Origin of the sequence: Kitasatospora sp. NPDC001540 (assembly GCF_042894345.1) — a bacterium.
Lineage (GTDB): Bacteria > Actinomycetota > Actinomycetes > Streptomycetales > Streptomycetaceae > Kitasatospora > Kitasatospora phosalacinea_C.
The window spans coordinates 14,248-37,953 of record NZ_JBIAVO010000020.1; the positions used below are offsets into that span (position 1 = coordinate 14,248).

At 75.0% G+C, this 23,706-nt stretch carries 21 protein-coding genes and 4 tRNA genes; 11 read left to right on the top strand and 14 right to left on the bottom strand.

All coding sequences use genetic code 11. The annotated features are described in order from the left end of the window. The first annotated feature begins 75 nt into the window (after positions 1–75). Entirely contained in the window at positions 76–753 is a 678-nt protein-coding gene (locus ACFY00_RS22750; protein ID WP_388033295.1) for a response regulator transcription factor, read from the top strand. Next, entirely contained in the window at positions 746–2,197 is a 1,452-nt protein-coding gene (locus tag ACFY00_RS22755; protein WP_388033296.1) for an ATP-binding protein, read from the top strand. Before ACFY00_RS22750 ends, ACFY00_RS22755 begins: the two co-directional genes overlap by 8 nt. A gap of 7 nt (positions 2,198–2,204) precedes the next feature. On the opposite strand, the gene ACFY00_RS22760 is transcribed toward ACFY00_RS22755, so the two are convergent. Further along, complete coding sequence (locus ACFY00_RS22760; protein WP_388033298.1) at positions 2,205–5,549, bottom strand: PAS domain-containing protein; 3,345 nt, start codon at positions 5,547–5,549, stop codon at positions 2,205–2,207. Between the two features lie 201 nt (positions 5,550–5,750). On the opposite strand from ACFY00_RS22760, the gene ACFY00_RS22765 reads away from it, so the two are divergent. The 3 genes from ACFY00_RS22765 (at position 5,751) to ACFY00_RS22775 (ending at position 6,193) form a co-directional block, all read left to right on the top strand. Then, positions 5,751–5,841: transfer RNA gene (locus tag ACFY00_RS22765), tRNA-Ser, on the top strand. A 166-nt stretch (positions 5,842–6,007) separates the two neighbouring features. Beyond that, positions 6,008–6,083: transfer RNA gene (locus ACFY00_RS22770), tRNA-Arg, on the top strand. A gap of 34 nt (positions 6,084–6,117) precedes the next feature. Then, positions 6,118–6,193: transfer RNA gene (locus ACFY00_RS22775), tRNA-Arg, on the top strand. Between the two features lie 108 nt (positions 6,194–6,301). Here ACFY00_RS22775 and ACFY00_RS22780 read toward each other — a convergent pair. Together ACFY00_RS22780 and ACFY00_RS22785 are read right to left on the bottom strand one after the other, a co-directional pair. Beyond that, positions 6,302–7,501, bottom strand: a complete 1,200-nt coding sequence (locus tag ACFY00_RS22780; protein ID WP_388033299.1) for a globin domain-containing protein — start codon at positions 7,499–7,501, stop codon at positions 6,302–6,304. A gap of 10 nt (positions 7,502–7,511) precedes the next feature. Then, entirely contained in the window at positions 7,512–7,988 is a 477-nt protein-coding gene (locus ACFY00_RS22785) for a globin domain-containing protein (RefSeq protein WP_388033301.1), read from the bottom strand. 239 nt (positions 7,989–8,227) lie between these two features. Here ACFY00_RS22785 and ACFY00_RS22790 point away from each other — a divergent pair, with 239 nt between their 5' ends. From ACFY00_RS22790 to ACFY00_RS22800, 3 genes are all read left to right on the top strand, one after another. Further along, complete coding sequence (locus ACFY00_RS22790) at positions 8,228–11,491, top strand: Ig-like domain-containing protein (RefSeq protein ID WP_388033302.1); 3,264 nt, start codon at positions 8,228–8,230, stop codon at positions 11,489–11,491. A 212-nt stretch (positions 11,492–11,703) separates the two neighbouring features. Further along, a complete protein-coding gene (locus ACFY00_RS22795; protein WP_388033303.1) occupies positions 11,704–13,107 on the top strand; it encodes an SPFH domain-containing protein in 1,404 nt (467 codons plus the stop codon). Beyond that, positions 13,104–14,066 (top strand): C40 family peptidase, encoded by a 963-nt coding sequence (locus ACFY00_RS22800; protein WP_388033305.1) that lies wholly within the window; start codon positions 13,104–13,106, stop codon positions 14,064–14,066. The genes ACFY00_RS22795 and ACFY00_RS22800 overlap by 4 nt, the downstream gene beginning before the upstream one ends. Positions 14,067–14,137: 71 nt before the next feature. Here ACFY00_RS22800 and ACFY00_RS22805 read toward each other — a convergent pair whose 3' ends face one another. After that, the gene (locus ACFY00_RS22805) at positions 14,138–15,094 is read right to left on the bottom strand and encodes an aldo/keto reductase (RefSeq protein ID WP_388033306.1); all 957 of its coding nucleotides are present in this window, start codon (positions 15,092–15,094) and stop codon (positions 14,138–14,140) included. 150 nt (positions 15,095–15,244) lie between these two features. Between ACFY00_RS22805 and ACFY00_RS22810 the strand changes: the two genes are divergently transcribed. Both ACFY00_RS22810 and ACFY00_RS22815 read left to right on the top strand, forming a co-directional pair. Beyond that, positions 15,245–15,448 carry a hypothetical protein gene (locus tag ACFY00_RS22810; protein ID WP_285734197.1) on the top strand — a complete coding sequence of 68 codons (204 nt, stop codon included), beginning with the start codon at positions 15,245–15,247 and terminating at the stop codon, positions 15,446–15,448. A 104-nt stretch (positions 15,449–15,552) separates the two neighbouring features. Further along, positions 15,553–16,401, top strand: a complete 849-nt coding sequence (locus tag ACFY00_RS22815) for a tyrosine-protein phosphatase (protein WP_388033308.1) — start codon at positions 15,553–15,555, stop codon at positions 16,399–16,401. A 29-nt stretch (positions 16,402–16,430) separates the two neighbouring features. Here ACFY00_RS22815 and ACFY00_RS22820 read toward each other — a convergent pair whose 3' ends face one another. From ACFY00_RS22820 to ACFY00_RS22855, 8 genes are all read right to left on the bottom strand, one after another. Then, positions 16,431–17,270, bottom strand: a complete 840-nt coding sequence (locus ACFY00_RS22820; protein ID WP_388033463.1) for an RNA polymerase sigma factor SigF — start codon at positions 17,268–17,270, stop codon at positions 16,431–16,433. 183 nt (positions 17,271–17,453) lie between these two features. Next, entirely contained in the window at positions 17,454–18,371 is a 918-nt protein-coding gene (locus ACFY00_RS22825; protein ID WP_388033309.1) for an RNA polymerase sigma factor SigF, read from the bottom strand. Between the two features lie 203 nt (positions 18,372–18,574). Next, entirely contained in the window at positions 18,575–18,868 is a 294-nt protein-coding gene (locus ACFY00_RS22830; RefSeq protein ID WP_285734206.1) for a Dabb family protein, read from the bottom strand. A gap of 76 nt (positions 18,869–18,944) precedes the next feature. Beyond that, entirely contained in the window at positions 18,945–19,109 is a 165-nt protein-coding gene (locus tag ACFY00_RS22835; protein WP_388033311.1) for a hypothetical protein, read from the bottom strand. 530 nt (positions 19,110–19,639) lie between these two features. Next, positions 19,640–19,729 (bottom strand) — tRNA-Ser (locus ACFY00_RS22840). 64 nt (positions 19,730–19,793) lie between these two features. Next, positions 19,794–20,333, bottom strand: a complete 540-nt coding sequence (gene tadA / locus ACFY00_RS22845; protein ID WP_388033312.1) for a tRNA adenosine(34) deaminase TadA — start codon at positions 20,331–20,333, stop codon at positions 19,794–19,796. Between the two features lie 29 nt (positions 20,334–20,362). Then, complete coding sequence (locus ACFY00_RS22850) at positions 20,363–20,926, bottom strand: hypothetical protein (protein ID WP_388033313.1); 564 nt, start codon at positions 20,924–20,926, stop codon at positions 20,363–20,365. 297 nt (positions 20,927–21,223) lie between these two features. After that, entirely contained in the window at positions 21,224–21,460 is a 237-nt protein-coding gene (locus ACFY00_RS22855; RefSeq protein WP_388033315.1) for a hypothetical protein, read from the bottom strand. Positions 21,461–21,616: 156 nt separating this feature from the next. On the opposite strand from ACFY00_RS22855, the gene upp reads away from it, so the two are divergent. Further along, positions 21,617–22,252: a uracil phosphoribosyltransferase gene (gene upp / locus ACFY00_RS22860; protein ID WP_285734213.1), complete on the top strand. Its 636-nt coding sequence runs from the start codon at positions 21,617–21,619 to the stop codon at positions 22,250–22,252. A gap of 101 nt (positions 22,253–22,353) precedes the next feature. Here upp and ACFY00_RS22865 read toward each other — a convergent pair whose 3' ends face one another. Both ACFY00_RS22865 and ACFY00_RS22870 read right to left on the bottom strand, forming a co-directional pair. Continuing rightward, complete coding sequence (locus ACFY00_RS22865; RefSeq protein ID WP_388033316.1) at positions 22,354–23,046, bottom strand: LytR C-terminal domain-containing protein; 693 nt, start codon at positions 23,044–23,046, stop codon at positions 22,354–22,356. 204 nt (positions 23,047–23,250) lie between these two features. Beyond that, positions 23,251–23,547, bottom strand: a complete 297-nt coding sequence (locus ACFY00_RS22870; protein WP_030273186.1) for a type II toxin-antitoxin system VapB family antitoxin — start codon at positions 23,545–23,547, stop codon at positions 23,251–23,253. Positions 23,548–23,706: the final 159 nt, after the last annotated feature.

Sequence of the window (23,706 nt, forward strand, 5' to 3'; positions counted from 1 at the left end):
AGCATCCCGCCCGCCGCCTGAAGCCAGGCTGAAGCCGCCCTGTCCGCCCCGACGAGTGCCTGCGACGCTGTCCCCATGCGCGTACTGGTGGTGGAGGACGAACGGCGGCTCGCCGCCGCGCTGCAGCGCGGGCTGCGGGCCGAGGGCTTCGCCGTCGACCTCGCCCACGACGGCGAGGAGGGGCTGTGGGCGGCGACCGAGCACGACTACGACGCGATCGTGCTCGACATCATGCTGCCGCGGCTCAACGGCTACCGGGTCTGCGCCCGGCTGCGGGCGGCCGGTGACGACACCCCGATCCTGATGCTCACGGCGAAGGACGGCGAACTCGACGAGGCCGAGGCCCTGGACACGGGAGCCGACGACTTCCTCTCCAAGCCGTTCTCGTACGTGGTGCTGGTGGCCCGGCTGCGCGCCCTGGTCCGGCGCACCGGGCGCCGACTGCCGCAGACCCTGGAGTTCGGTGACCTGGCGATCGACCCGGCCCGCCGGACGTGCACCCGGTCGGGCACCGAAGTCCGGCTCACCACACGGGAGTTCGCGGTGCTGGAGTGCCTGGCCCGGGCGTCCGGCGGGGTGGTGTCGAAGCGGGAGATCCTGGAGAGCGTCTGGGACTCCGCGTTCGACGGCGACCCCAACCTCGTCGAGGTGCACATCAGCGCCCTGCGCCGGAAGATCGACGCCCCGTTCGGCCGCAGCGCGGTCGGCACGGTGCGCGGGGCGGGCTACCGGCTGGCGGTGGACGGTGGCTGACCGGACGGTGGCCCTGCGCCGCGCCCTGCGCCGCCTGGTGCCGCGCTCGGTGCGGGCCCGGGCGACCTTCGCCGCCACCGCCGTGGTGGCCCTCGCGCTGGGCGGCACGGCGGTGGCGCTGCTCGGCGTGCTGCAGGCCAACCTGACCCGGGACGTCCGGGAGAGCGCCGTCCGGCAGGTCGACGAGGTGGCCGCGGTGGCGGTGCGCGAGCACCTGCCGCCGGTCATCTCGAACCCCGGCGGCGGCTCGGTCCGGGTGTTCGACGCCGAGGGGAAGCTGATCTCGGCCACCCTGGACGTGGCGCCCCGGATCATCCCCCCGCCCCCCGGCCTGCCGTCCGGCCCCGGCGAGGGGGCCGGAGTGCCGTTCAAGCGCCAACTCCCGCACCGGCTCGACGAGAAGGCGGTCGTCAAGCTGGTCGACGGCAGCGGGCAGCGGGTGGTCTCGACGTCCGTCTCCGGCCCGGACGGGCCGGTCACCATCTACGCCGCGGTCTCGCTGGGCCCGGTGGACGCGGCCGGCCGGACCGCCGCCGCCGCGCTCGCCGTCGGACTGCCGCTGCTGGTGGCGCTGGTGGCGCTGGTGACCTGGCGGGTGACCGGCCGGGCCCTGCGCCCGGTGGAGGCGATCCGCTCCGAGGTCGCCGAGATCACCGGCCACGACCTGCACCGCCGGGTACCGGTGCCGCCCACCGGGGACGAGGTCTCCCGGCTGGCCGTCACCGTCAACTCCACCCTGGACCGGCTGGAGGACGCCGGTCAGCGCCAGCGCCGCTTCATCGCCGACGCCTCGCACGAACTGCGCAGCCCCATCGCGGTGCTGCGCACCCAGTTGGAGGTCGCCCTGGCCCACCCCGACCCGGAGCTGTGGCCGGAACTGCTCGCCGACGCCCTGCAGGACACCGTCCGCCTGCAGGACCTCGCCGCGGACCTGCTGCTGCTGGCCCGACTGGACGCCGCCGACCCGGTCGCCACCGAACTCCTCGACCTGGACGTGCTGTTCGCCGACGTGCTGGACGCCCGCCCCGCCGACCGGGTCGCCGTCCGGGTCGAACTCGCGTCCGGGGCAAGGGTGCTGGGCAACCGCACCTGGCTGACCAGGCTGCTCACCAACCTGGTGGACAACGCCCAGCGCTACGCGGACGGCCTGGTGGAGGTCCAACTCGCGGTGCGGGAGGGCGAGGTGGTGCTGGAGGTGCGCGACGACGGCCCGGGCATCCCGGAGCCGGACCGGGAGCGGGTGTTCGAGCGGTTCACCCGGCTCGACGACGCCCGCAGCCGCGAACTCGGCGGCGCCGGACTGGGGTTGGCCATCGCCCGGGACCTCGCCGAGCACCACGGCGGCACCCTGGTCGACGCCTGCCCGGACGCCGCGGAACACCCGTGCGGCGCCCGCCTGGTGGCCCGACTCCCCCTGGCCGAGCCGCCCCGGCAAGTCAGTTGACGAACCGTCAGTGCGAAGCGCCGCTGCCCGCCGTCACGGCCTGGCCCAACGCGCCGATACGGGCCAGCAGTTCGACGATCCGGCCCTGCACGTCCTCGGTGGTGGAGCGCTCGGCGAGGAACAGCACGTTCTCGCCGGTGCGCAGCCCGGCCCGGGCCTGCGGGTCCAGGTCGGCCGAGGTGTAGACGACCAGCGGGGTGCGGTGCAGGCGGTCGTTGGCGCGCAGCCAGTCGAGCAGCCCGAGGTGTCGGCGCTCGATCCGCTGCAGGTCCAGCACCACCAGGTTCGGCTGGATGCTGCTGGCCCGGGCCACCGCCTCGCTCTCGTCGGCGGCGTGCTCGACGTGCATGCCGCGCCGCTCCAGGCTGGCCACCAGCGCGGCCGCGACCTCCGGGTCGGACTCCACCAGCAGCACCCGGGCCGCGTGGTTCTCGCCGTCCCGCGGCGCCAGCGCCCGCAGCAGCACCGCCGGGTCGGCCCCGTACGCGGCGTCCCGGGTGGCCTGGCCGAGCCCGGCGGCCAGCAGCACCGGCACCCGCCCGGCCAGCGCGGCGGTGCGCAGCGACTGCAGCGCGGTGCGGGTGATCGGACCGGTCAGCGGATCGACGAAGAGCGCGGCGGGGGCCTGCGGCACCTGGGCGTCCACCTCCTCGCGGGAGGCGACGACGACCGGGCGGAAACCGCGGACCTCCAGCGCGCCCCGGGTGGACGGATCGGGCTCGGGCCACACCAGCAGCGGGCGCGGGCCGTCCGGCGCCTGCTCACGGGCGGGGTCGAGCTCGGCGACCGGCCGGGGCGGGGTGCGCCCCTCGACCGCGCCGCCGCCGGACAGCGCCAGGGCCGCCCCCGGCCCGCCACCCTCGCCGGAGCCGTCCTGCGAGGCCTGCCCGTTCAGCCGCTGCCCGTTCAGCGCCGTGGGACCGACCGCGGCCGGGGCGCTCCCGGCGGTGGACAGCGCGTTCGCAGCGGGCGCCTGGCCCGGCACCGGAGGGTTGGGGAACGCGGCCGGGAAGGCGGCCTGGAAGCCGCCCATCGGCCGCGGCGGCAGCAACTCGCCGAGCCCGCTGCCGACCGGCTGCGGCCGCTCCTCCCCGGCGGGGCCGTCCGCGGCGGGCAGCGCCGCGGCGGCGGGCCTGGCGACCTCCAGCGCGGCGCCCCCCGGTGCGGCACCCTCCGGCGCGCCGGAGGGCGGCATGGGCGGCACGGGCGGCTGCGGCGGCACGGCGGGCGCCTCGGGGGCCGCCGGTGCGGAGGCCGCGGGGTCGGCGGCGGGGACGGGCGGCAGGACCGCCGTGACCTCCTCGGCGCTCTCCGCGGGGTCGGCGGGCAGCGCGAGCCGCCGCCGACGCCCGGTGGGCTGGGCGGTCGGAGTGACCGGCTCCGGCGGGGAGGCGGCCAGCGCGCTCTCCAGGCCGGGGTAGACGGGCGTCCCGGGGTCGGGCACGCCGGGGATGCGCAGCGCCCCCGAGCTGTCCCCGGCCGCCGCCTGCGCGGCGGCCCGGCGGGCCCGCCGCCCGGAGCGGCCGCCGCCCTCGGCACCCTCCGCGGGGGCGCCGCCGGCGGTGTCGTCCGCGGACGGCCCCGCGCCGAGCGCGATCGGCCCGCGCGGGGCCTGCGCCGCGTCCGCGGCGTCCCCGCCGCGGGCCCGACGCCGTCCGGAGCCCTGGGTGTCGTCGGCCCGCGCCTCGGCCCCGGCCTCCCCGTCCGCTGACGGCCCGTCACCGGCCGGTCGCAGCTCGGGCGGGACGCCCTGACCCGGCAGGTCCGGGATCATCGCGGTGTCGGAGTCCTTGGGGACGTGCTGCTGCTTGTCCGGCGTGCCGGACGCGTCGCCGTCCGGGTCCAGCGGCAGTTCCACCACGTAGGTGGCCCCGGCCCCGGCGGGCAGGTCGTGGCGCTGCAGCACGCCGCCGTGCCGCTGGACGGCGGCCCGGGCGATCGGCAGGTGGACGGCGCTGGAGCTGCGGGCGGGGCCGCGGACCTCGACCCGGGCGACGTCGCCGCGCCGGGCGGCGGCCAGCACCACCACGGGCGGCTGCTCGCCGGCCGGTGCGGGCCCGGCGAACGGCACCCCGGCGGGGGCGGTCTCGCCCTCGGCCCCGGCGGGCCCGGGGACGGGCGTGACGCCGCTGACGTCGGCGACCAGGTGGGCGAGCGCCTGGGCGAGCCGCTCGCGGTCGGCCAGCACCTTCACGGCGGCGGCGTGCACCGAGTAGCGCACCCGGCCGGCCCCGACCAGCTCCCCGGCCCGGTCGACGGCGAGCTGCACGACCTCGTCCAGGCCGACCCGCTCGCGCTCCAGGGCGGCCTTGCCGCGGTCGGCGGCGGCCTCGAAGCGCTGGTGCTCCAGGACGCCGTCGATCAGCTTCCCGAACCGGCGGCACTCGTCGGCGAGCCGGCGCAGCGTCCAGTTGGCCTCGGGCCACAGCTGCCCGGCGGGGTCGGCGGCGAGCGCGTCGATCCGGCCGTGCAGCGCGGTGAGGGCGCCGCCGAGCTCGGTCTCCAGGACGGCGGTGAGGTGCTCGTTGCGGGCGGCGAGGGCCAGCTCGTGGGTGCGGTCGGTGAAGGTCATCACGGCGCCGACCAGCTGCTCGCCGTCCCGGACCGGGGCGGTGGTGAGGTCGACGGTGACCGGACGGCCGTCCTTGCGCCACAGCACGGTGTTGCGGATCCGGTGCTTGCGGCCCGAGTGCAGGGTGTCCATCAGCGCGGAGCTCTCGGCGGCCAGCGGGCTGCCGTCGGGCTGCGAGTGCTGGATCAGCGGGTGCAGCTCGCGGCCGCCGAGCTCGCTGGCCCGGAAGTCCAGGATGTGCGCGGCGGCCGGGTTGACCAGCACCACGCGGCCCTCCAGGTCGACGCCGAGGACGCCCTCGGCGGCGGCCCGCAGGATCATCTCGGTCTGCTTGTGCTGGCGCCGCAGCTCGGTCTCCACGCCGAGCCGGTCCGACATGTCGCGGACCAGGAGCAGCAGCAGCCCCTTGTCGTTGGTGTTGAAGGACAGGAAGCCGTGTGCCTCCCCGCCGCCCTCGTCGGTGAAGTCGTTGCCGGACACCTCGACGGTGAAGGCGGTGCCGTCGGTGCGGCGGGCGGTCATTCGGACCGGGCGGTCCAGGCTCTCGGTCTCGCTCGCGGGGGGCCGCATGGAACCCGGGATCCGACTGGGGTCGAACTCCGGCAGCAGGTCCAGCACGCCCATTCCGACCAGCGAGGTGCCGGGTGCCTGCAGGCTCTCCACGGCGGCCTTGTTGACGTCGACCACGGTGCCGTTGCTGTTCACCAGCAGCAGCGGGTCGGGCAGTGCATCGAGTATCGCGGCGAGGCGAGCAGCGCCTCGGGTCGGCCTGCTGCTCACGTCGACAGGTCTCCTCACGGCTTCGGGCCGCCGCTGCCACGGGCGGCTCTGGCTCTCCTCGGAGACGGAAGTATCTCATTCTTCTTTGCGCCGTGGACGACCCGGCCAGTATCGTTGTGGTGGTTGGTGCCGGGGCCGTCGGCTATGGCATCATCGCAGTCGCACGGAACGCGCCGGAGTACCGGTCGCGGTCCGGGTGTTGGAGGCGTCGCCTAGTCCGGTCTATGGCGCCGCACTGCTAATGCGGTTTGGGCTTTACCGTCCATCGAGGGTTCAAATCCCTCCGCCTCCGCTCTCCGGGAGCCCCGTCGGTCACTGACCGGCGGGGCTTCCGCGTTCCCCGGCCCGCCGCTCCGGGCCGCCGCTCCGGCGGGGCCCGGGGCAATCGATTTCGCCCCAGGTCGGCGGTCATGTAATGTTGTCCCCGCACCGCCCGGGAGGCCAGTCCGCCGGGGCGAGCGCTCATAGCTCAACGGATAGAGCACTTGACTACGGATCAAGAGGTTGCAGGTTCGAATCCTGCTGAGCGCACCAATCTCCGCTCGCGGTTCCGCAAGGGGCCGTCCGAGCGCTCATAGCTCAACGGATAGAGCACTTGACTACGGATCAAGAGGTTGCAGGTTCGAATCCTGCTGAGCGCACCAGCCGAAGGCCCCGGGTTCCCGCCCGGGGCCTTCGTCGTTCCCGTCCCCGGTGCGGTCGTCGGCCCTGCCGCCCCCCGTTGTGGTGGTCGGGGGGCGGCGGGGTCGGCGTCAGCCGAGTTCGGTCCGGTTGATCCAGGGCACGTCGCGCTCTTCGAGGAACCACTCCGCGGGGGTGAGCGGACGGTTGCGGTTGAAGGTGGGCGTGACCGGGTCGTGCCGGATGAGCTCGGATTCGGCGCCCTGCTCCAGGAGTTGGGCGCCGACGGCGGGGACGAGGTCGGGCGGGCCGGACAGGTGGATGTCGTGGCCGGAGCAGTCCCCGTACTCGCGCAGCCCCTCGCGCAGCAGCCGGGCGGCCTCGCTGCGGGAGGCGCCCCGTTCGGGGGCGGCGAGCACGGCGTGCAGCCAGGCGTGTTCCCTGACCATGGCGTGCACGGTGTCCAGGTCGTACTGGTCGTCGTCCCCGCGGGCGGCGACGAAGACCGTGGCGGGCCGTCCGCCGTCCTGGGCGAGCTGCTCCAGCAGGGCCTTGACCGGGGCCCAGCCCGTCCCGGCGGCGACCATCAGCAGCGGCCGGTCGGAGCCGGGGGCGAGCACGGCCTCGCCGAGCGGCGGGCCGAGCCGGACGCTCTCGCCGAGCCGGACGTCGTTGACCAGCGCGGTGGACACCAGCCCGTCGGGGACCCGGCGGACGTGCAGTTCCAGGGTGTTGTCGGGACGGGGGGCGCAGGCCAGCGAGTAGGGCCGCCAGACCTGCGGGCGACGGTCGGAGCAGACCGTCAGGTACTGGCCCGCGGTGTACGGGTACGGCCGGTCGGGCCGCAGGGTGAGCACCGCGAGGTCGGGGGTGGCCCGACGGCGGTCGACGACCTCGGCGTTCCACCAGCGGGGGACGGAGTCGGGGACGGCCGCGGCGGCGTCGATCATGGCCTGCGAGATCACGGTGAAGGCCTCGATCCAGGCCTTCTCGATCTCGGGGGTCCAGTAGTGGCCGGAGAAGTGCTTGAGCGCGGCGATCAGGCTGGCGCCGACGGCGGGGTAGTGCTCGGGCGCGGCCTGGAACTTCCGGTGGTCGCGCCCGAGTGCCGCCAGGTAGCCGGTGAGTTTCTCCGGCTCCTCCAGCCGCACCACGAGTTGGGTGAGTGCGGCGAAGAGGCGGTCGCGCTGTTCGGCGAGCCTGGCCGGAAAGAGCTCTTCGACACCTGGGTTGTTGGTGAACAGGTGGGCGTAGAAGAACTTGGTCAGCTGATCGGCGCGGCGCTCGACGACGGCGAAGCTGGCGCGGATGACCGCGGGGTCGAAGGGCACCGGGGGGCTCTCAGCCCGCGGCTTCTTCGGTGAGCGCCGCGCTCATGACATCCGTGATCACGCCGTAGAGCGCCGTCCACGCGGCCTCGATCTCCGGCGTCCAGGCGTCGCCCGCGAAGTGCGCGAGCGAGGCGAGCAGGCTGGCGCCGACGGCGGGGAAGTGCTCGGGGAGGGCGCCGTACCCGGCGTGCCGACGGCCCAGGCCCTGGAGCACGTTGACCACGGTGTCGGTGTCCTCGAGCTTGTTGACCAGGGTGCCGATGGCGGCCCAGAGGCGGTCCTGCTGCTCGTTCATGTGCTCGGCGAAGAGCTTGCGCACGCCCGGGTTGTGCTCGAACAGGTGTGCGTAGAAGTAGGCGGTGACCTCGCTGCCGTGGGGCTCGACGACGGCGAAGCTGGACTTGATGAGAGCGGGATCAATCGTCACGCCCGCCGACTCTACTGATAAACACACCAACTCGAACAGGCCGGTGTGACAGTAGGTCAACAACTGGGCGGTAGCGCCCGATTGATGACTGTTCATGGGAGTTGACGGTGAGTCGGGCGGGTATCCCGATGCTGCTGACCGAGTGGCCACCATTCGGGTGGTATCGGTGGAGATGACCAGGTGTCGCGGTATGACCGAAACCAGATCGTGATTCCCTTTTGTCCGATCGTCATGAACATTCGGGTGCATGGCGGACGGGCCGCGATTCCGGCGGACGACGACACCGAGAGGAGAGCCGGATGTGCCGACAGTTCCCCCACCGGGCCCCGGCCCCCGACGCCCGCCCGGCCGACCGTGACCGGCCACGTCCCAGGATCGGCCGCCGCGCCGCCGCCCTGATCGCCACCGGCCTGCTCACCGGCGCGCTCACCCCGCCCAGCGCCGCCCAGCAGACCCCCGACGCCTGGTCCGCCGAGCGGCGCGCCGTGCTGCCCTCCGGCCTCGCCGTCCAGTTCGACTTCGCGGCCGTCCCCGGGGTGAGCGTCGACGCCGCCCCCGGCCGGCTCGCCGACCGCCCTGGCGGCAGCGGCAGTCCCTACACCGACGGCATCCACCCCGGCGACCCCGCCGAGACCTTCCTCGCCGCCGAGCGGCGCCCCCGCGCCGACGGCTCCTGGCGCACCCTCGGCACCCTCCAGCTCTCCTTCTCCCGCCCCGTCCGCAACCCCCGACTGCACGTCAGCGGCCTCGCCGGGACGGCCACTTCGAAGGACGGCAGCACCACCACCGACACCCGGCTGACCGTCACCGGCGGCAGCCCCGCCGCCCCCGCCCTGGTCGGCCGCACCGGCTGGCGCGGCTGGACGGTCGGCTCCGGCGAGCTGGCCCCCGACCCCGGCGCGGACGCCGCCCCCGACGGCTCCGGCACCCTCGAACTCGCGGGCACCGTCTCCACCGTCTCGCTCCGCGTCGAGCAGCGCTCCACCGCCGAGAACGGCTCCACCACCCCGCCCGCCCCGCTCCGCCAGGCGTACACCGTCACCCTCGACGAGGCCCTCGGCAGCGCCCCGCAGGCGTACGGGAACGTCTCCCACCTGGTCTCCGACCTGTTCCTCGGGCAGGACGCCACGACCTCGGCGACCCGGGCCCGCCCCGGCCTCGCCCAGTCCGTCGAGGACCCGCTGCAGCCCGGCCCGCCCGCGGCCCCGCCCCCGCCCGCCCCCGACGCGGGCCCGGTCGCCCCCGGCGTGGAGCTCGACGGCGGGGAGGGCCGCCGCAGCCCCTGGGCCAGCCCGCCCCCGCCGATGCTGCAACCCGGCCGTGCCGAGTACCAGGGCGCCGACCCGACGCTGCACTTCCCCGCCGAGACCGCCGTCGGCCGCTACTACGACCTGGACGTGCCGGTGAACCCGGGCGGCGGCCCCGCCGTGCTGGCGGGCTGGATCGACTTCGACCACAACGGCCGCTTCGACCCGCTGGAACGGGTCCAGGCCGACGTCCCCGCCGGGGCGGACCACGCCGCCCTGGAGTGGCAGGTCCCGGCCGGGGCCGTCAGCGGCGACACCTGGGTCCGGCTGCGGCTGGCCCGCAACGGCTCGCAGCTCGTCGCCCCCGGCGGCTTCGCCGACTCCGGGCAGGTCGTCGACCAGAAGGCCGGCATCTCGATCGGCGCCGCCAAGCCCCAGGTCGGCCTCCCCGTCCCCGGCACCACCACCCGGGAGACCCGCCCCGAGTTCCGCGGCGACGGCGCGCTCGCCGGGGCGGGCGTCGCCGTCCAGGAGAACGGCGCCACCCTGTGCACCGCCCGGGCCGCCAACGACGGCTCGTGGAGCTGCCGCCCCGACCGCCCCCTCGACGAGGGCACCCACACCCTCGTTCCGGTCGAGACCACCCGCAGCGGCATGGTGCTGCGCGGCGACGAGTTCCGGCTGACCGTCAGGACCACGCCGCCCACCGCCCCCGTCCTCACCCTGCCCGCCTACACCAACGACCCCGGCCTGCTGCTCACCGGCCTCGGCGAGCCCGGGTCCACCGTCACCGTCACCGCGGACGGCCGCGGGCGCGACGGCGGCGAACTCTGCTCCACCGCGGTCGCCGCCGACGGAACCTGGTCCTGCCTGCCGGTCGAGAACCTCGACGACGGCCGCTACCAGCTCACCCCGCACGCCGTCGACGGCGCCGGGAACCGCTCGGACGGCAAGGCGGTCGCCCTCACCGTCGACACCACCACCCCCGACCGCCCCCGCCTCACCTCCCCCGGCAGCGGCGAACTCCTGCACACCGCCCGCCCCCGGCTCACCGGCCGCGCCGAACCCGGCACCACCGTCACCGTCACCGCCGCCACCGGCCACGGCGACGAACGCACCACCGCCTGCAGCGCCGTCACCGCCCCCGACGGCACCTGGTCCTGCACCCCCACCCACGACCTCGCCCCCGGCGACCTCACCCTCCTCCCCACCGCCACCGACCCCGCGGGCAACGGCACCCCGGGCGACCCGGTGCAGGTCCGCGTCGCGGCGACGGCGAGCCCGAGCCCGAGCCCGAGCCCGAGTGCCGAGGCGAGTGCGAGTTCGAGCCCGAGCGTCAGTGCGGTGCCGAGTGCCGAGGTGAGCCTGAGTCCTAGCGCGAGCGCGAGCGTGAGCGTGAGTGCGAGTGCGAGTGCGTCGCCGACGGGGGGTACGCCGAGTGTGTCGGCCGTGCCGTCGGGGTCCGCTTCGGCGGAGCCGGACGTGACGGTGCCGGTGCTGCCGATCGTGGTGCCGCCGCTGGGCGACCCGACCGCTGCGAGCCCGAGCCCGAGCTTGTCTGTCTCTGCCTCTGCGCCCGCTTCGGCGGTTGGTGTGCCGTCGGCTCCGGTGCCGCCGGACGTGATGGTGCCGGTGCCGCCGGAGGTGTTGCCGATCGTGGTGCCGGCGCCGGGTGATCCGGTCGGTGCGACCACCGGCCCGGCGCCCGAGCCCTCCGCGTCCGTCTCGGCGAGCGCATCGCCGAGCCCCGGCCCGTCCGTGTCCGCGTCCGCGTCCTCTGTGCCGTCGGAGGGTTCGGCAGGGCCCGCGCTGACGTTGCCGATGCCGGTGCTGCCGTCCGCGTCGGCCGCGCCGGGCAGGGCGACGCCTCCGGCGGGTACGCCGTCACCGGTGGTGCCGACCTCGGCCCGGCGGGCTTCGGCCGCCGCGACGGTCCTGTCCGCCTCGCCGTCGCCGTCGCAGTCCTCGCCCTCGTCCTCGCCCTCGCCCTCGTTGTCGTCGGTGCCGTCCCCCACCGCTTCGCCGTCGGCTTCGGCGCCCGTGCTCCCGTCCGCTTCGGTCGGGGCTCCCGATCCGGCGGCGGAGACGGACGACGAGTCCGCCGCGGAGGCCGCGGACGCCGCGGATGCTCCGGCCGTTGCGGGCGCGTCCCCGCGGAAGGCGGCCGGGCCGCCGCCGGACGCGGTGGCGGCGGCGCACCGGGCGGCGGCCACCGGGTGGCGCGGGCTGGCCTGCGGGGCGCTGCTGATCGCGGCGGCCGTGGGGCTGCTGGTCCGGCGGGTGTTCGGCCGGGGGAGTGGTACCCGGCGCCGCTGACGGGGCGTCCGTCCCGGCCTCCGTTCCCGGTCGGCCCGCTCGTTCCCGCAGTTCAGGGCGGGCGGGCCGACTCGTACCCGCATAGCGGACAGATCGACACACTGCCTGGTAAATGTCGCATTTGATGACTTATCAACCTAGCCTGAGTCTGGCACTGCCCGTCAGATCCGGGCCGCCCGTTGCGCGACACTCTGAACCCCTAGGACACGTGCATGGACGTCACCCGCGACTCGTCGCCGCGATCCAACCCCCGGCCCCCCGCCGCACCCGAGCCCCCGGTCGGTGCGACCCAACTCACCAAGGCGGTCGCCGAGGCGGTGACCAAGCCGCTGATCACGACCGCCCCGCCCGCAGAGGACGCCCTCGACCGGGGTCCGGACACCCAGCCGCTCCCGGTGGTGGGCGCGGCCGTCGACCCGGCCTCACTGGTGCCGGTCGGCGCGGACGACCCCGCCGCGTTCCCGCCCGGGCCCCGGGTCACCGCAGAGCCCGCCGCCGAGCCCGCAGAGCCCGCCGAGCCCACGGCCGCGGCGTCCGCCCCGGGGCCCGGGGTCGCTTCGGGCGGACTGCGCCGGTTGAGCGCGGCCACCGCGAAGCAGCCGACGGCGCACCCGACGGTCGCGGACGCCGCGACCCACCGCCGTCCGCCGCGCGCGGACCAGTCGCTGCGCGAGCGGCGGGCGTTCGTGCTGCCGGGCTGGCTGCCGCTGCTGGCGCTGCTGGCCGGTGCGGCCGGGGCGCTGCTGGTGCTGGCCCGGGCGGGGGCGCTGCCGGAGCTGCCGGGGGTGCCCGACCTGCGCGGTGCGGCGGCGAAGGCCAGCGGGGAGGCCGAGGTCGGCGACGGCACGCTCGCCGCGGTCAGCGCGATCGGGCTGGCGATGCTGGCCGCGCTCGGCGGCCTGCTGTCCAACCCGGGCGGCGAGACCCGGGTGCTGACCCGCTGGGGCCGCTACCGCGGCACCGTCCGCCGCACCGGCCTGCTGTGGGTGAACCCGCTGCTGCGCCGCCGCCGGGTGGACGTCCGGCTGCGGCACTGGCGCAGCGAGCCGGTGCACGTCACCGACCGGGCCGGGACGCCGTTGGTGGTGCGGCTGCTGATCGTGTGGCGGGTCAAGGACACCGCCCGGGTGACGCTGGGCATCGCCGATCACGAAACGTATCTGCGCGAGCAGGTGCAGGCCGTCCTCACCCGAACCGCCTCCCTGCTGCCGTGCGACTCCAACTCCGCGCCGGGGCCCGCGCTGCGCGACGGGCAGTGGTTCGCCGACGAGCTGACCCGGGCGCTGGCCGCCGAGACCGCCCCGGCCGGGGTCGAGGTGTACTCGGTGCAGCCGCTGGCCCTGGACTACGCGCCGGAGGTCGCCGAGTCGATGCGCCGCCGCCGACTCGCGGACCTGGACGCCGGGCTGCGGACCGTCCTGGTGGACGACGCGGTGGAGGCCGCGGCCCTCGCGGTGCGGCGCCTGGAGCGCGCCACCGCCCACGAGTTGGACGACAGCGCGCGCAGCGCCCTGATGGAGCAGCTGCTGGTCGCGTTCGTCGCCCCGGCCGGGGTCACCGCCTCGGTGCCCGCCCCGGCCGCCCGCCCGCACCGCAAGGAAGGGAAACCCGCGTGACCACCGCGCTCGCCTCGATATCCACCGACCCCGCAGACCTCCCGGACTTCTCCGGCGCCCCGCTGCTGGGCTTCGCCGAATCCGACGGTGCGTCAGCCTGCCGGTGCGCCTCGTGCGCCCGGCCGGCGGCCCGCACCGGCGGGTCCGCCGCGGCCGAGCGGCCGGGTCGAATACACCGCGCGGTGCGCTCGACCTGCCTGGTCACCTCGGTGCTGGCGGGCGCGGGAGCGGTCGGGCTCGGCCTCGGCGCGACCACGGCGCAGGCGATGCCCGCGCCGTCCGGCCCGGGCTGGGACGGCAAGGTGTACTGGTTCAAGAACGCGGCCGGGGAGTGGCGCTACACCAAGTGGTACGACGTCTACCTCGACCGCACCGGCGGCGCGGGGAGCGCGAAGCCGCAGGCCCGGCCGTCGAAGCAGGCCCCCGCGCAGTCCTCCGGCGGGATCCGGCAGGGTTGGGACGGCAAGGTCTACTGGTTCAGGAACGCGGCCGGGGAGTGGCGCTACACCAGCCACTACGACGTCTACGTCGCCCGGACGGGCGACCGCGACGCCCGGCAATCGGGCCAGTCCGGCCAGTCCGTACAGCCCGCCGAGGGCGGCGTGGAGACGGCGGTGTCCTACGCGCTGGCGCAGGTCGGCAAGCCGTACGTGTGGGGAGGCAACGGGCCGGACGGGTTCGACTGCTCGGGCCTGGTCCAGCAGGCGTTCCGCCGGGCCGGGGTCGCCACCCCGCGGGTCGCCGACGACCAGTACCGGGCCGCCACCCCGATCTCCTCGGGGCAGTTGCGGCGCGGCGACCTGGTGTTCTGGTCCAGCAACGGCCGGGTCTCCGGCATCCACCACGTGGCCATCTACCTCGGGGACGGGACGTACGTGGAAGCCCCCCGCCCGGGCAAGGACGTCCGGGTCTCCCGCCTCAACAGCGGCTACTACCCGGACTTCTTCGGTCGTCCCTGAGGCCGGGAAGCACGGCGGCCGCCCCTCCTCCAGCGTGGGGGAGGGGCGGCCGCCGCCCGTGTGCGGGGCGGTCAGTCGGAGGCCGCGGTGAGCAGCTTCAGCTCGGCCTCGGTCAGCCGCAGCGAGGCGGCGGCCAGCAGCGGGGGCAGCTGCTCGACGGTGCGGGCGCTGGCCAGCGGCGCGGCGACGGTCGGCCGGGCGGCCAGCCAGGCCAGCGCGACGGTGGCGGGCCGCACGTCGTGCGCGGCGGCGACCTCGTCCAGGGCGGCGAGCACCCGGAGGCCGCGCGGGTCGTCCAGGTAGCGGCCGGCGCCCTGGGCCCGGGCGGAGTCGACGGTCGTGCCCGGGCGGTACTTGCCGGTCAGGAAGCCCGAGGCGAGCGCGTAGTACGGGACGGCGGACAGGCCGTGCGCGGCGACCACGTCCGCCAGCGGGCCCTCGTAGGTGTCGCGGGAGACCAGGTTGTAGTGCGGCTGCACCGCGACGTACTTGGCCAGGCCCTCCCGCTCGGCGAACTCCAGCGAGGCGGCCAGCCGCTCCGGGCCGATGTTGGAGGCGGCGACCTCGCGCACCTTGCCCTCGCGGACCAGCTCGTCCAGGGCCGTGACGATCTCCTCGACCGGGGTGTCCGGGTCGTCCCGGTGGGTGTAGAACAGGTCGATCCGCTCCACGCCGAGCCGGCGCAGCGAGGCCTCGGCGCCGCGCTTGATCGTCTCGGGCCGCAGGTTGTCCAGCCCGGTCAGCATGCCGACCTTGGTGGCGACCACGATCTGCTCGCGGTTGCCCCGGCTGCGCAGCCAGTCGCCGATGACGGTCTCCGACTCGCCGCCGGAGTTGCCCGGCGCCCAGGCCGAGTACACGTCCGCGGTGTCGAGGAAGTTGCCGCCCGCGGCGGCGTACGCGTCGAGGACGGCGAAGGACTGCGCGGCGTCCGCCGTCCAGCCGAACACGTTGCCGCCGAGGGCCAGCGGGGAGACGGCGAGGTCGGAGGGGCCGAGGTTCACCCGGGGGGCGTCACTGTTGGTCATGACGGGACACAACCCGTTCGGGTCCGGCTTGATTCCGCCGGGTCGTGCGTCCACGCCCGGGTCGGCCCTGGTGAGGGGTCCGTGCAGACCGGGCGGCGGACGGGGACCGGGGTGTCGGCGGGCCGCCCGGGGCGGCTAGAGTCCCGTGCCATGGCTGACAACGACTACGACCCCGCCGGGTCCACCCAGATGTTCCGGGCGTTCGTCGACGAGGCCCCGGCCCCGCAGGCCCCGGGCACCGTCACCACCTACGGCAGCAGCAGCTCCTCGTCGAGCCGCACCCCGCTGATCGTCATCGGGGCCGTGGTGGCCCTGGCGGTCGTCGTCGGCGTGATCTGGCTGGCCGTCAAGTAGCACCCGCGCCCGTCCGCACGGGGCCGGCCGGACGCACCGGGCGGCCCCGACGACGGGCCTGCCTACACTGGCCGGGTCCGCCGCACCGCCGCCAGGAGGCACCCGTGACCGCGCCGTCCACCGTGACCGCCAGGAGCCTCGGCCTGGCCGCCGCCGTCAACGCCCGCGACCTGGGCGGCTACCGCACCGCGGACGGCCGCACCGTGCGCGCGGGCGCGCTGCTGCGGGCCGAGGCGCTCAGCCGCCTCGGCGAGGACGACCGGGCGCTGCTGGGCGCGCTCGGGCTGCGCCACGTGGTGGACCTGCGCAGCCTGGACGAGGTCCGCCACCTGGGCGCCGACCTGGTGCCCGGGCTGCCCGCGGCCGTGCTGCCGCCGGACGCGGCGGCGACGCTCAGCGTCCCGGCCCTCGACGGCCTCGGACCGACCCTGCACCACCTGCCGGTGTTCTCCGCGGACTTCGACCTGTACGTGGAGCTGCGGCGGGCGCTGGGCAGCGGCGACCCGACGGCGGTGCACGCCGCCCTCGGGGACGGGCGGGGCGCCGCGCTGATGACCGCGATGTACCGCTGGTTCGTCACCGACCCGGTGGCCCGCTCGCGCTTCGGCGCCGTGCTGCGGCTGATCGCCGAGGCGGACGGCGCGCCGGTGCTCTTCCACTGCACGGCGGGCAAGGACCGCACCGGCTGGACGGCGGCCCTGCTGCTCACCGCGCTCGGCGTCGACCGGGAGGGCGTCCGCGCGGACTACCTGCTCACCAACGAGCGCGCCGCGGCGCTGATCGCCCGCGTCGACCCGCTGATGCAGCCGCTGGCCCGCGCCGAGGAGGCCTACCTCGACGCGGCCTTCGAGGAGGTCGCCCTGGGCTGGACGGGCTTCGAGCACTTCTGGCAGGACGGCCTCGGGCTGACCGGGGAGCACCTGGTGCGGCTGCGGCGGGCCTGCACCGTCTGAGCCCGTTCCGGCCCGCCGCGCGGCGGGTCTCACTCGGCGGTGAGGCCCTCCCGGAGGTGGGCGAGGGTCTTGGTGAGCAGGCGGGAGACGTGCATCTGGGAGATGCCGATCTCCTCGCCGATCTGGGACTGCGTCAGGTTGCCGAAGAAGCGCAGCATGATGATCCGGCGCTCGCGGGGCGGGAGCTTGGCCAGCAGCGGCTTGAGCGACTCGCGGTACTCGACGCCCTCCAGGGCGAGGTCCTCGTAGCCGAGGCGGTCGGCGAGCGGGCCGTCGCCGCCGTCGTCCTCGGCGGGGCTGGAGTCGAGGGAGCTGGCGGTGTAGGCGTTGCCGACGGCGAGGCCCTCCACCACGTCGTCCTCGGAGACGCCGAGGTAGGCGGCGAGCTCGGGGACGGTGGGGGAGCGGTCCAGGCGCTGGGAGAGCTCGTCACCGGCCTTGGTGAGGGCCAGCCGCAGCTCCTGCAGGCGGCGCGGGACGCGCACCGACCAGCTGGTGTCGCGGAAGAAGCGCTTGATCTCGCCGACCACGGTGGGCATGGCGAAGGTCGGGAACTCGACGCCGCGGTCCGGGTCGAAGCGGTCGATGGCCTTGATCAGGCCGATGGTGCCGACCTGGACGATGTCCTCCATCGGCTCGTTGCGGCTGCGGAAGCGCGCGGACGCGTACCGGACCAGCGGCAGGTTGAGCTCGATCAGGGTGTCCCGGACGTAGGTGTGCTCCGCGCTGCCGCTCTCCAGCCCGGCCAGGCGGCGGAAGAGCGCGCGGGAGAGCGTACGGGTGTCGAGGGCCCGGTCGGGCACCTCGGCGGGACCGGCCTGGGCCGGGATCGTTACGGCGACGGCTTCGGCCTCGGCCTGGACCTCGATGACCGCACTGCCCGGTTCTGTGAACACGGCGCCCACCCCCTCGTGACTGTCTGTCGAACGGTCGCCACCCCACAGTGGTTCCCGGCTGACGGGTCTGACTCCTCCATACCGGCGCACCGGCCCCGGCAAACCCGATCGTCGCGACTCGTCACCCGCCGGTGACACGGGGCAACAGGAGGTGACTCACTCCTCCCAGGAGTTCCCGGTGCGCAGCCGGGACAGGATCCGCGACAGCAACCGGGAGACGTGCATCTGGGACATGCCGAGCTCGGTGGAGATCTGCGACTGGGTGAGGTTGGCGAAGAACCGCAGCATGATGATCCGCCGCTCCCGCTCGGGGAGCTGGACCAGCAGGTGGCGGACCATGTCGCGGTGCTCGACGTCGGTGAGGGCGGAGTCCTCGTAGCCGAGCCGGTCGAGCAGGGCGAGGCCGCCCTCGTGCTCCTGGGCGGCCTCCAGGGAGGCGGCGTTGTAGGCGCGGCCGGCGTCCAGGCAGGCCCGGACGTCCTCCTCGGGGATGCGCAGGTTGGCGGCGATCTCGGGGACCTTGGGGGCCCGGCCGTGGGTGACGGTCAGCTCCTCCATGGCGCCGCTGACCTGCACCCACAGCTCCTGGAGGCGGCGCGGGACGTGCATGGTGCGGACGTTGTCGCGGAAGTAGCGCTTGATCTCGCCGAGGATGGTGGGCAGTGCGTAGGTGGGGAACTGGACGCCGCGCCCGGGGTCGAAGCGGTCGATGGCGTTGATCAGGCCGATGGTGCCGACCTGGACGATGTCCTCCATCGGTTCGTTGCGGCTGCGGAAGCGGGTGGCGGCGTAGCGGACCAGCGGGATGTTGATCTCGATCAGGGCGGCGCGGACCCGGGCGCGCTCGGGGGCGTCGGGCGGGAGTTCGGCGAGTCGTTCGAACAGCACCCGGGTGAGGGTGCGGACGTCCACGGCGCCGCGGTTGCCGGGGCGGCGGGCGGCGAGTTCGAGCGGGTCCGGCAGGTCCTCGGTCCGGTGCCCGGCCTGCGGTCGGCTCGGGCCCTCCCCCCGGTCCTCGTTCCGGTCCTCGACCTGGTCCTCGGGCGCACTGCCCTGCTGCGTCCGCACGGACACTTCACCCCTCCCTTGAGAACCACCTCGCCAATTTCCGGCAAAACCGGTCATAGCATCACAAGTCGCTCTGTGGCCGGGCAAGTACCCGACAGAGGCGTGTTGACGAACCGTCCAGCATTCGGCGGAGTGTGCTACGGCCCCCGCCCTCGGGCGGAGGACGGGGGCCGCCGGGTCGTGCGTGTACGAGGGAAGGCGGTGGGGGGTCAGACCTCCAGGTCGGCGATCACCCAGGTGGCGAACTCGCGCCACTGCGCGGCGGCGGCCTGATGGGCCGGGTGGCCGAGGTACGCGGCCAGTGCCTCGCGGTCCTCGACCAGGCTGTTGATCGCGAAGTCCTGGGCGATGTCCCGCTCGGCGAAGTTCCAGCCGCACTCCCACTCGCGCAGCTCGGGGATCAGCGCGCCGAGCTCCGCGAACGCCTTCGCGCCCGCGACGGCCCGCGGGTCCTCCTTGGTGACGCCTTCGTTGAGCTTGAACAGGACCAGGTGCCGGATCACGATGCCGCTCCTCGCGGGTGGTGGAGGGCGCGCCCGCCCGCGGGAGCGCCCCGGAAGGACGAACCCCGCAACGGTACTAGCGCACCAGTCCGGTCATGAACGAGCCGACCGCCTTGGCGGCGTCCGAGATGCCGATGAAGCCGGACTTCACCAGGTCCGCCGAGCGCTCCGGTGAGGTGATGATCGTGTAGATGACGAAGATGACCAGGATCCACATGGCCACCTTCTTCGCCTGAGCCATCGAACGGGCCTGCCTCCCTGAGTCGGGCCGCCGCCCTCTCCCCGTGCGGCCCTGCCACCCGGCAGCTTATCCACCGGACGGCGCAAGGAGTGAGGGGCGGGTTCACCCGCCGGGACGAAGGTCCCGCGCGGACGGGGCTTTCTCCGGATGTGCCCACCGGGGCGGGGCGGCAGGATGGTTGATGTACCGAGGATCTGGCAGGAATCCCCGGTACGGCGATCCGGAGGTCCCCGCTGTGGGACCGGGTGCCGCGGCTTCCCCCCGACGCGGCCCCGGTTGTGGGACCTCCGCCCGGGGCGGCAGCTCGTCCCCCCGGAGCTGCCGCCCCCACCGCGGACCGAGAGGTTCCGGCCCGGCTCCGCACTCCCCAGGGCACGGTGGTCAACCGCCCGGGAGTGCGGAGCCTTTCCGTCCGTCGGGGGCTCGACGGCGCCACCGCGCCAACCCGGCCCCCGGGCAAGGGCGTTCGGACGGCGGGCCGCTCCGGGAACGCCGAAGGGCCCGACCGGAAACCGGTCGGGCCCTTCGAGTGGCGGTAGCGGTGGGATTCGAACCCACGGTGGAGTTGCCCCCACACACGCTTTCGAGGCGTGCTCCTTTGGCCGCTCGGACACGCTACCGAGGGGAACTCTACCGGATCGGGGGGAAGGGGCGAAATCCGTTCCGGAGCGGGGCGGCGCCGGGTCAGCGCTGGGTGTCGAAGAAGGCCAGCAACTGGGCGGTGCACTCGTCGGCGAGGACGCCGCCGACCACCTCGGGGCGGTGGTTGAGGCGGTTGTCGCGGACGACGTCGAAGAGCGAACCGGCCGCGCCCGCCTTCGGGTCGTAGGCGCCGAAGACCACCCGGGCCAGCCGGGAGAGCACGATCGCGCCCGCGCACATGGTGCAGGGCTCCAGGGTGACGACCAGGGTGCAGCCGCTCAGCCGCCACGCCCCGACGGCGGTCGCGGCCTGGCGGATCGCCACCACCTCGGCGTGGCCGGTCGGGTCGCCCACCGCCTCGCGGACGTTGTGGCCGCGGCCGAGCACCGTGCCGTCCGGGCCCAGGACGAACGCCCCGACCGGTACGTCACCGGTGGCGGTGGCCAGGGCGGCCTCCTCGATCGCGAGGCGCATCCGGGCCCGCCACCGGTCGCGGACCGGATCGGGGCGTTCGGGGGCGGGCAGCGGGGCGATCCGCGGCCGTTCGCCCAGGGTGTCGGAGGGAAGGGGGGCGGGCTGCATGGACCCAGTGTCGGGCACCGGGCCCGCCGCTACCGAACGGCCTCCAGGACTTCGCCGCAGCCGAGCGCCTCGGCGATCTCGCCGAGCGCGTCGCCGGGCGCGGCGCCCTCCCCGGCCAGCTCCAGCAGGTCGGCGGCGGTCATCCCGAACTCGGTCAGCAGCTCGGAGTCGCCGATCGGTCCGAGGGGGCTCGCGCCCCGCCCGGCCACCGGCTCCTCGTCCTCGTCGTCGGCGGCCTCGGCGACCGCGTCCTCGTCCTCGTCGTCGAGCCCGGCCACGAGCCCGTCGAGGTCGTCGAAGTCGGCCTCCCCGTCCTGTTCGATCAGCTCGTCGGTGAGCACGGCGCCGTACGAGCTGCGCGCCGCCGCGGCCGCGTCGGAGACGAAGATCCGCGGGTCGTCCTCACCGTCGATGCGCAGGACGGCGAACCACGCGTCCTCCTGCTCGATGAAGACCAGCACGGTGTCCTCGTCCTCGGCCGCCTCGCGGGCCAGGTCGGTCAGGTCGGCCAGGGTCTCTACGTCGTCGAGTTCCGTCTCGCTCACATCCCACCCGGCACCGGTGCGAGCAAGCACTGCAGCGAAGTACGCCACCAGGGACACTCCCAAGATTGGTCTCGGCTGTCGGCGATCTCGGGCGGGTGCGGTCCGGCCGCCCCCGCGCCAGAAGGCGGTCCGCCGTTCGGACCGTCCCACCGCATCGTGACAGAAAGGCCGCCGCTGCGGGGGGTGTTCGGCAGCGCGTCTTCGCAGGTCGTGTCGGAATGGTCGGCTTCCGGCCGCTCCGGGCGCGGATCTTGACCGTCGGACGTCTTGCGACGGGGGCGCCCGGGCGTTCCGCGGGGCGCAACTGCGGTGCGGGACGGCGCCGTCGGACGGCGTCGGACGCCGTCAGATCCGGAAGGTCCGCATCCGCATGGCCTCGCGCATCCGGCGTTCCTTCGTCCGCCTCGGTCGCACCCGGGCCCGCAGCTCCCGGGCCTCGGCCAGCTCTCGGAGGAACACGGCCCGGCGCTTGCGCCGCTCCGCGTCGGTCTCCCCCTCGGTCTCCGGTGTCGGACGGGACTCGTCTGTCGAGCCGGACCCGCCCGCGCCGGCGGTGGTCGCCCGCGTCGGGTTGCTCTTCATAGGTTCCGACTTTCCCAGATCGGCCCCGGGGATACCACAGGAGCGGCCCGACTTCCGTGATTCCGGGCGCACTCCCGGGCGGCGCGGCGGGTCGCCCCGGTCGTCCCGGTTCGTACGGAGTCGTACACACGTGCCGATGGCCGTTACCGTTGGTCCATGCGTCTCCACGTCGTCGACCACCCGCTGGTCGCCCACAAGCTGTCCACCCTGCGCGACGAGCGCACGGACTCGCCGACCTTCCGGCGGCTCACCGACGAGCTGGTCACCCTGCTCGCGTACGAGGCGACCCGGGACGTCCGCACCGACACGGTCGAGATCACCACGCCGGTCGCCGTCACCGAGGGCACCCGGCTCTCCTACCCGCGCCCGCTGGTCGTCCCGATCCTCCGGGCCGGTCTCGGCATGCTCGACGGCATGACCCGGCTGCTGCCGACCGCGGAGGTCGGCTTCCTCGGCATGGTCCGCAACGAGGAGACGCTGGAGGCGTCGACCTACGCGACCCGGATGCCGGACGACCTCTCCGGGCGGCAGATCTACGTCCTCGACCCGATGCTGGCCACCGGCGGCACCCTGGTCGCGGCGATCCGGATGCTGCTGGAGCGCGGCGCGACCGACGTCACCGCGGTGGTGCTGCTGGCCGCGCCCGAGGGCGTCGCGGTGATGGAGCGCGAGCTGGCGGGCCGGCCGGTCACGGTGGTCACCGCGGCGGTCGACCAGCGGCTCAACGAGCACGGCTACATCGTGCCGGGGCTGGGCGACGCGGGGGACCGGCTGTACGGGACGGCGGGCTAGCCCGGAAAGAACGGATCCGGCCGAGGACGGGGTGCCGTCCTCGGCCGGATCCGTTGCGTTCGCGGGGGCGTGCGGTGCGGTTCCCCGCGCCCCCGGCGGGCTCAGCAGTGGCCGGGCTCCGGGGAGGGGGAGGGCTTGGTGAGCTCGGCGAGGGCGGCGGCGGCCTGGGCGGGGTCGGCGAGGGCGCTGAAGGTGTCGCCGATGACGAAGTCGACGGTGGCGTCGGTGCGGGTGTCCTCGGTGGCGGTCGCGGAGGCGACCTGGGAGAGCAGCAGGGTGGCCGCGCCGAGGCCGCCGGGGCCGCTGAGGATCTGCGCCGTGCCGGGCACCTTCTTGTCGAGCGCGGCGGGCGCGTTGCCGACCTTGTCGACCACGAAGCCGCGCTTGCGCAGCTCGTCGGCGGTGCGGGCGGCCAGGCCGGACTTGTCGGTGGCGTTGTAGACGTTCACCGTGACGGCGGCGGGCTGCGGGACGGCGGTGTTGCTGGGGACGGGCGCCGGGGCGCCGGAGGCCGCTGCGGAGGCGGGGGCCCCGGCCGAGGGGGAGTTCTCCGGGGCGGCGAGCGGCTTGCCGGAGGCGGGGGCGCAGGCCTGGGCGGTGGGGTCCTTGTGCTTGCCGGTGAAGACGTCGTACAGCTGCACGCCGCCGACCGTCACCAGGGTCAGGGTGAGGACGCCGCCCAGCCCGAGGGCGATCTTCCGGCCGCGGCGCGGGGGGCGGCCGAGGCGGGGGTAGGCGTTTCCGGTGACGCGGTACTGCTTCCCCTTCAAGCCCCGGGGAGTCAACATGCTCATGGTCTGTCTCCCCGTGGGTGCCAGGGTGGGGTGTCGGTGACCGCGGGGTGGCCGTGGGGGACGGGCCGCCTGACCGCTGTAGTCAGCAGACTAATCCGACAACGGGTGCGGAGGTACTGGATGATCATCGTCCGGGGGACGACGGCACTCGAAAGGACGTACCGGTACCGACCCCGGTTGCACCCGGCCGCGGGTGACCCGGGGTCAGTCCATCTCCAGCACGCGGGCGTGCAGGACCTGCCGCTGCTGGAGGGCGGCCCGGACGGCGCGGTGCAGCCCGTCCTCCAGGTAGAGGTCGCCGTGCCACTTCACCACGTGGGCGAACAGGTCCCCGTAGAACGTGGAGTCCTCCGCGAGGAGGGTCTCCAGGTCCAACTGACCCTTGGTGGTCACCAACTGGTCCAGCCGCACCGGACGCGGCGCGACGTCCGCCCACTGGCGGGTGCTGGTCCGGCCGTGATCCGGGTACGGCCGTCCGTTGCCGATGCGCTTGAAGATCACACGGAAAGCCTACCGTTCGGGACGCACCGGGCGCAGCAGGCGGGGCGAACGGTGCGTTGCCCGGGGGCGGGGACGGAGCGGTCGATACGGGGGCGAATGGTGCCGTTCCGGGCGCCGGGCGGGTGGTCGGGCGGTGGTCCGGCGGGTGGTCGGGCGGGT

Bases quoted from the DNA above. Each gene is read 5' to 3' on its own strand.
- ACFY00_RS22865 (WP_388033316.1), bottom strand. From the start codon at position 23,046: ATGAGCATGTTGACTCCCCGGGGCTTGAAGGGGAAGCAGTACCGCGTC.
- ACFY00_RS22795 (WP_388033303.1), top strand. From the start codon at position 11,704: ATGGACGTCACCCGCGACTCGTCGCCGCGATCCAACCCCCGGCCCCCC.
- ACFY00_RS22855 (WP_388033315.1), bottom strand. From the start codon at position 21,460: ATGAAGAGCAACCCGACGCGGGCGACCACCGCCGGCGCGGGCGGGTCC.
- ACFY00_RS22790 (WP_388033302.1), top strand. From the start codon at position 8,228: ATGTGCCGACAGTTCCCCCACCGGGCCCCGGCCCCCGACGCCCGCCCG.
- upp (WP_285734213.1), top strand. From the start codon at position 21,617: ATGCGTCTCCACGTCGTCGACCACCCGCTGGTCGCCCACAAGCTGTCC.
- ACFY00_RS22835 (WP_388033311.1), bottom strand. From the start codon at position 19,109: ATGGCTCAGGCGAAGAAGGTGGCCATGTGGATCCTGGTCATCTTCGTC.
- ACFY00_RS22810 (WP_285734197.1), top strand. From the start codon at position 15,245: ATGGCTGACAACGACTACGACCCCGCCGGGTCCACCCAGATGTTCCGG.
- ACFY00_RS22805 (WP_388033306.1), bottom strand. From the start codon at position 15,094: ATGACCAACAGTGACGCCCCCCGGGTGAACCTCGGCCCCTCCGACCTC.
- tadA (WP_388033312.1), bottom strand. From the start codon at position 20,333: ATGCAGCCCGCCCCCCTTCCCTCCGACACCCTGGGCGAACGGCCGCGG.
- ACFY00_RS22750 (WP_388033295.1), top strand. From the start codon at position 76: ATGCGCGTACTGGTGGTGGAGGACGAACGGCGGCTCGCCGCCGCGCTG.